This window comes from Streptomyces sparsus (assembly GCF_054776295.1).
In genome coordinates this window covers 1-785 of the sequence record NZ_BAAHCA010001493.1, presented here as the reverse complement: position 1 = coordinate 785, position 785 = coordinate 1, and the positions used below count along the sequence as shown (strand labels likewise).

The window sequence follows — 785 nt, the reverse complement described above, 5'->3', positions numbered from 1 at the left end:
GGCGTGCGCCGGCACACCGTAGGCGCGCGCCAGCGCGGCGGCGGCGAGCGCGTTGGCGATGTTGTGCGGCGCCGCCGGGCCGGAGCCCGGTGCGATGTCGTCGACCTGGGCCAGTTCCTGAGCCTGCTGCTGACGGTCCGCCACGAACGCGCGGTCCACCAGGATGCCGTCCACCACGCCGAACTGCGAGGGCGCGGGCGGGCCCAGGGTGAAGCCGATCGCCCGGCACCCCTCGACGACGTCGGCCCGGCGCACCAGTTCCTCGGTGGCCGGATCGGCGGTGTTGTAGACGCACGCCACCGTGTTGCCCTCGTAGACCCGGCCCTTGTCCGCGGCGTAGGCGTCCATGGAGCCGTGCCAGTCCAGGTGGTCGGGGGCGAGGTTGAGGACCGCCGCCGAGTGCGCGCGCAGCGAGGGCGCCCAGTGCAGCTGGTAGCTGGACAGTTCGACGGCGAGCACGTCGTACGGCTCGTCCGCGAGCACCACGTCCACCAGCGGCGTGCCGATGTTGCCGACCGCGGCGGTGCGCAGGCCGGCCGCGCCGAGAATGGCGGCGAGCATCTGCACGGTGGTGGTCTTGCCGTTGGTGCCGGTGACGGCGAGCCAGGGAGCGCTGTCCGGCCCGCGCAACCGCCAGGCCAGCTCGACGTCACCGATGACCGGCACGCCCGCCGTCTCGGCGGCGGAGAACAGCGGGCTCGACGGCGGCCAGCCCGGGGAGGTGACCACCACGTCGGTGCCCTCGGGCAGGGTGGCGCTGTCGCCGAGCCGGACGGCCACCCCGG

Annotated in this window: 1 protein-coding gene; it reads right to left on the bottom strand. The window is 74.8% G+C overall.

Annotated features, from left to right (window positions below; all coding sequences use genetic code 11):
• A partial coding sequence (locus ACYVE9_RS29210; protein WP_461030890.1) for a Mur ligase family protein occupies positions 1-785 on the bottom strand: 785 nt, incomplete at both ends.